This window comes from Lutimonas sp. (genome assembly GCF_051011215.1).
Taxonomy (GTDB): domain Bacteria; phylum Bacteroidota; class Bacteroidia; order Flavobacteriales; family Flavobacteriaceae; genus Lutimonas.
Window position 1 is genome coordinate 1 of sequence record NZ_JBPCUJ010000059.1, and the last position, 6,525, is coordinate 6,525.

General features: G+C 40.6%; 6 protein-coding genes. All 6 read left to right on the top strand.

Annotation, left to right across the window (positions count from 1 at the left end; genetic code table 11):
* The coding region (locus ACR2MV_RS05760) for a WD40/YVTN/BNR-like repeat-containing protein (RefSeq protein ID WP_434020953.1) at window positions 1-1,388 on the top strand (1,388 nt) is incomplete at its 5' end.
* 176 nt (window positions 1,389-1,564) lie between these two features.
* Window positions 1,565-2,068 carry a pentapeptide repeat-containing protein gene (locus tag ACR2MV_RS05765; protein ID WP_434020954.1) on the top strand — a complete coding sequence of 168 codons (504 nt, stop codon included), beginning with the start codon at window positions 1,565-1,567 and terminating at the stop codon, window positions 2,066-2,068.
* 477 nt (window positions 2,069-2,545) lie between these two features.
* Window positions 2,546-3,184: a hypothetical protein gene (locus ACR2MV_RS05770; protein WP_434020955.1), complete on the top strand. Its 639-nt coding sequence runs from the start codon at window positions 2,546-2,548 to the stop codon at window positions 3,182-3,184.
* 145 nt (window positions 3,185-3,329) lie between these two features.
* Window positions 3,330-3,686 (top strand): hypothetical protein, encoded by a 357-nt coding sequence (locus ACR2MV_RS05775; RefSeq protein WP_434020956.1) that lies wholly within the window; start codon window positions 3,330-3,332, stop codon window positions 3,684-3,686.
* Window positions 3,687-3,842: 156 nt separating this feature from the next.
* Window positions 3,843-5,561 carry a purine-cytosine permease family protein gene (locus tag ACR2MV_RS05780; RefSeq protein WP_434020957.1) on the top strand — a complete coding sequence of 573 codons (1,719 nt, stop codon included), beginning with the start codon at window positions 3,843-3,845 and terminating at the stop codon, window positions 5,559-5,561.
* Window positions 5,562-5,578: 17 nt separating this feature from the next.
* Window positions 5,579-6,525 (top strand): mannitol dehydrogenase family protein (locus ACR2MV_RS05785; RefSeq protein ID WP_434020958.1); only part of this gene is annotated, 947 nt, incomplete at its 3' end.

Here is a 6,525-nt window from a genome sequence, read left to right on the forward strand (position 1 = left end):
GTGCCGAGAACCACACGACAATTTTTACCATAGCGGAATCCTCTTTGGATGAAAATGTGATCTGGGCAGGTTCAGATGATGGGAATGTACAGGTAACCCGTGACGGTGGAAAGAATTGGACGAATACAACGCCAAATATTTCCGGATTGCCGGCCAATACCTGGTGCTATCATATAGAAGCCAGTAGCATTGATAAAGGTACAGCCTATGCTGTCTTTGATGGGCATACAACAGGTGATATGACTGCCTATGCCTATAAGACTACAGATTATGGCGCTAGCTGGACGAATATTATCAATGGAGAAGTTGAAGGCCCTGTGCGAAACATACAGGAAGATTATGTGAATCCGGATCTTTTGTTTTTAGGAACAGAGTTTGGCTTGTACATAACTCTTGACGGCGGAAAAAGCTGGAGCAAGTTCACCAAGAACGTGCCTTCAGTAGCCGTACATTTTATAGACCTGCAAAAGCGCACAAGCGACTTGGTTTTGGGCACACACGGACGTGGAGTGATCATTATAGATGACATTTCTCCCTTGCGTGGCTTAACGCCCGAAATCCTGGCAAAAAATGTGCATTTCTTTGACAATACGCCCACTACCATTAATGAGACCAGTACGTTTAGCGGCGGCTTTGGTAACGCTTCTATAGATTTCAGAGGACCCAATAAAAGCAAGTCCTTACAATTGAAATACTATTTGAAAAAGCGACATACGTTTGGCAAGATGAGTATGGAGATTCAGGATATGGAAGGCAATAAGATTGTGGAGTTGGGACCTGGCAAGTCTAAAGGTATCAATGTTGTTACCTGGGGCTTCACCCGTAAAATTCCGAAAGTGGCCAAAGGCAAGACACTAACTTTTGGTGGCTTTTCTGCACCACAAGTACCCGCAGGAAAGTATAAAGCGGTGATGACTAAGGGTAAAGATGTCTATGAACATCCCTTTGAATTGGTTTATGATAAGAACTCGCCTTTGACCCCGGCAGACCGTACAATTAAGAATGATATTACAATGCAGTTGTACGATATGACTCAGGATCTGGCTTATTTTGTCTATGAAGTAGATGAGATGATCGCCAAGACAGAGGCTGAAGGCAATAGCAAAATGACTGATAAGCTGAACGCGCTGAAAGAAACCCTTGTGATCACCACCGGTGATAATTATGTGGGCAGTGCAGAGCCTCAGTTACGGGAGAAGATGACGACCCTGTACAGCAAGGTTGCAGATAGTTGGGACAGACCCAGAGCGGCAGACATGGCAAATTTAAAGATCATCTCTGAACGCTATATGAAGGCCAAGGAAGACTATGCCAAGCTAAAGAAGAAGATCAAAGGTTTAGAAGCTATAGAACTCAAATCTTTTGATGAGTTTATAGGTAGTAAATAACTTTTTCAAAGTCAATAATAAGGAAAACCCTCTGAAAAAATCAGGGGGTTTTTCATTTGTGCAATATCCTGGAAAAATATGGATAACAGAGATCATATATATCCTTATCCGGAACCAGAAGCGGATAAAGTGCTATTTTAGTGTATATATAACGAGTTGTGTGCTAGTATTTAGGAATGAGGAAATTGGATAGAAAAAATGGCATTCGCTTTTCCAATCAAACATTTAGTGATGCCAATTTCGATTATGTGGTTTATAACGACTGTGTCTTTCACAATTGTAAATTCATTAGTATTACCTGGAACAATTGCCAGTTCAAGAATACTTACTTCCTTGGAGGTTCTGTTTTAGACAACTGCATATTTGAAGATTGTAAATTCATTGGCCAGCATACGAATCTAGGTGGTCCGACAAGATATTTTCAGTGTAAGTTTATTAATGTCAATTTCAAAAACAATCAGTTTTGGGATACAATTTTTGAAAACTGCATTTTCACTGGTACTGCCGAAAATATTGTTTTCTACGGGCCGGAGGCGCCTGAAGGCTGGGAAACTAAGCTGATAAATGTTGACATGACGGGTCTCTCACTCGAACTCGTTGATTTTCGCTGTGAAATTGATCTCAGCACTACTAAGCTAAAACCAGCACACAACAACGGCTATAATCCATCGCTCTCCTAGGCTTGCGAATATTTGCTAACTTGTTTTCTAATAATCTAGCCCAGGAATGGTCTGTGCGATGAAGCGCCGGCTCATAGCCAAGGCCGTTAGCACCAATACCTCCAGTTGAAAAGAATCACCTACACGTTAATCCTAACCGCCTGTTCAACGTTCATAGCATACCTTTATGTTCTCTCTAACGATGGATTTGGTAAAGGAGATGTTGTTCCTTTTGCATTTTATACCATAATCCTCTCAACCTTCTCCCTGTTATTGATTGGGTTATACCGCAATGTTTTTGAAAAAGTTCATTTTGTGGTTGGATTTTTTCTTTGTCTTTTCTTTTCGCTGGTCCAAACAATAATTTTCATACTACTACTTTGGTTTGTATTCGGACCTTGGATCGGCGCTATAAGCTTTCCCTTTCAAATTTGTTGGCTAGTTGGAGTTGGAATTGCCAACCTTTACATTCTTACAACTTCTGAAAGCAAATTTAATTTGCGACACCTCTTAATTGTCGTTGGAATAACCGCTCTTTCCGTATTAAGTGTTCAACTCTTTAGTCAAACGAAAGATGCACTAGCAGAACAACAAGACTATGATATAATTTGTCTTGTTCATAGACCAACGGATACACTTCAATCCAGTATTAATGAACTTGTAAAATTTGGCTTAACTGAGAATGAAGCTTCAACTATTCATAAACAGGATATTTCTGGAACCTTTTGGACCGATACGTTCTTTAGAGTTTCGAAATCAAAAATGATCTCAACAGATTTTCCTAACTATAATTTTGATTCAAGGGGAGATACTCCAGGTGGCGATATCGAATTCATGTTCGGAAATAAACTTGACTCCACAATGAATTTAAACTCTAATAAGATTATTATAATAATGAACCATCCCTTAGAAGAGGGTTTCGAATTCAACGAACCATTAAATTCATCTTTGATCCTGATACAAGAGCTAAATGGTAACGGCTTTAAAAGCATTCCATTGGGAGAAGAAGTAAACTCGAAGATAATTACTATTAAGAAAACTGATTTTCGATCTTTCCCTTACTCCACATCCATAATGCTAGATTTAAAGGGAAGGGGTGAATTCAGGTTGCATGGGTTTCAATGGTTAAAAAAATGAACTGGTGCTAACAACGCCTATAGCCAATCGCCTGCCAAGGCTTGGTTTATTTTCCTAACTTAGAGTTAATTAATTAAAACCCTTGATGGTTGGCGCCTCCAGGCGCCTGGCCATAGCCAGGGGCGTTATGTGCAATCCTTAAAATATGGAGTTAATTGATAAGTATATTGAACTATGCTTTCTCCATGGTGAATTACAGCAACAAGGAGATTCGGAAAAGTCAAACAATGTCCATTCACAAATTACTAATCTCGTAAATGAGATTAGAGCTAGCAACAAAAACACTGTTAATCTGTTTTATAAGTTGCTAGATCATGAAAATGCCTCTGTTAGTCTTTGGACTGCTGCCAAATTGCTTGGGACGTTTGAGGAGAAATCGGTGGCAACTTTGCAAAGGGTAGGATCTAATCCCAAAATCATTGGTTTATCTGCCAATGCATTACTGAAATTATGGGAGGACGGCATGCATCAAGTGGAAAATTGGGAAATCGCAAGCACATAACAACGCCTATAGACCAAGCTTCGCTTGGTAAATCCTAAATGACAAATGACAAGCAACAAATTGGAATTTGTCATTTGACATTTGTAATTTGTCCCGCCGTTGGCGGGACAAGGCCAGGGGCGTTGTGGTGCATGACTTAAAAACCAAACCAATCAAATGAAAGAAATAACAGAGCTTTCTCAACTCAAAGAAGTTCAAGAGGAACAACTCCCAGTTCCAAAACACAAACTTCACGACTGGACTCATTTTGCGGGACTATATGCGGCTGAACATGTGGCGGCAACGGAATTTGTGATAGGAGCCACCTTTGTTGCCCTGGGTGCAAAGACTATGGATATAGTCATCGGTTTGCTCATTGGAAACGTATTGGCCGTATTAAGCTGGACTTTGATTACTTCTCCGATTGCCGTTGACACCCGATTAAGCCTTTATACCTATCTCAAAAAGATTGCAGGCAAGAAAATGTCATACCTGTATGATTGGGCCAATGTCCTCATATTCACGGTTATTTCGGCGGCGATGGTAACGGTCTCGGCGACCGCAGTGCGATTCGCCTTTGATATTCCTGCGCAGCTGAATTGGTACCCCACAAACTTTTGGTTCATATTAATTGTTTTCTTGGTCGGAATGGTTGTGGTCTATGTCGCCATCTATGGTTTTAACGCCGTTTCTGATTTTTCAGGGGTATGTGCACCATGGCTATTTACGATGTTTACCAGCGGTGCATTGGTGTTGCTTCCTGCTCTTTCTTTAAGTGTTTTGGAGAAACCGCTTCCTGGTAGCTGGTCTGAATTTGTGGATATTGGGAATCTATCCATATGGACGGGCATAAATAGTGATGGGGAAAGCGGTATAGGATTGGTCGAGGTTATAGGTTTTGGATGGGCTGCAAATACCATTACACATTTTGGTTTGATTGATATGGCCTTATTGCGATTCGCAAAGAAGAAATCCTACGGACTGGCAACAAGTACGGGAATGCTATTTGGTCATTATATTGCTTGGATTGCCGCGGGAATTATGGGTGCTGGAGCTGCTGTGATTTTAGGGAAGACCATTGTGGAGCTTGACCCGGGCGATGTGGCGTACTATGCATTAGGATGGTCGGGATTTGTGATTGTTATTGTGGCGGGATGGACAACGGCCATCACCAATCTGTATCGTGCAGGATTGGCGGCACAAGCCATATTTTCCAGTTTCTCCCGTCGAAAGACCACCATGGTAGTGGGAATTGCTATGGTTATCATAGCTTGTTTTCCCTTTGTGTTCTCCCAGATACTTCCCTTGTTGACATATGCCGGCCTATTGGTGGTTCCTGTCGGAGCTATTGTGTTTGCTGAACATCAAGTGTTTCCCAGAATCGGATATACACGTTATTGGTCAAAATATCAAGACTACCTGACCAGCATACCCGCTGTTGCTTCTTGGGTATTGGGTTTGGTATTCGGTTTTGGTCTAAACTTTTTAGACGTCATGTCTTTCTATTATCTGTTTATTCCAACGTGGTTCTTCACTATTATTTTATATACGTTTTTAGCGGGTCGTTATGGTGCCAAAAAAACGTATCCAGAAGCAGAAGCTAAAGAAAAAGAGTTCAATGAACTGGTTGATGAGTACCACGAAAAATTGGCTGCTGAAGAACCAACCCCTCCAAAGGACAATTCTTTGTTTACAAAAGCATTAAAAGTCGTGGCGGTGACTGCTTTGTCAATTACTTTGATATTGGCAGCAAAGGTGTTGTTTGGCAGCGCTACGGAAAAGGATTATCTCGTTAACAGGGATACCTTTTATGTATATGGATTTATCTGTACGGTTACCTATTTCGTTACTGCGTATTGGGCAATGAAAAGGAACAAGGTGAAAATTGGATCTTAATCTGTAGAAAAGTAGAAATGGAATTAAATCAGAAAAATCTTGATAATCTTTCAAATCGAATTTCCTGTCCTGAATACGACAGAAAATCATTAGCAACAGGTATTGTCCATATCGGGGTTGGTGGTTTTCATCGTTCGCATCAGGCCTACTACATTCATCGATTGCTGCAAAAAAATGATGCAGATAATTGGGCAATCTGTGGTGTAGGTCTACGAGAAGGAGACCGTAACATGTACAATGTCTTAAAAGAACAGGATGGTCTTTATACCTTGGTTACCCAGCACCCCAATGGGAATATTGAAAATGAAATCATAGGTTCTATTATGGAGTTTCTATTGGCGGTTGATGACCCTCAAGCCGTTATCGATAAATTGGCAAGTGAAACCACTAAAATTATTTCCTTGACCATCACGGAAGGGGGATATAATTTTAATCCATCAACCGGAGCGTTCGATTTTGAAAATCCTGATATACAACATGAATTAAGAAATCCGAATGAACCCAAAACTGTTTACGGCTATTTGACCGCAGCACTTAAAAAAAGACGAGCTAACGGATTACAACCATTTACAATCATGTCCTGCGATAATATTCAGCACAATGGAAATGTCGCTCGTAAAATGGTATTGGCTTTCGCAAAAAAACAAGACCCTCAATTAGCTAGTTGGATAGAAAAAGAAGTTAGCTTTCCGAATAGTATGGTTGACAGAATTACTCCTGTAACCACAAAGGAGATAATGGACTATTTAAAAAATGAATATGATTTGCAGGATATATGGCCTGTAGTATGTGAGCCTTTCATCCAATGGGTTGTTGAGGACGATTTTTCAGATGGTAGACCGCAACTTGAAAATGTAGGACTACAGTTCGTTCCCGATGTTACGCCCTATGAAAAAATGAAGATACGATTGTTGAATGCGGGTCATTCTGTATTGGGTATTACAGGGGCAATACATGGGCACCC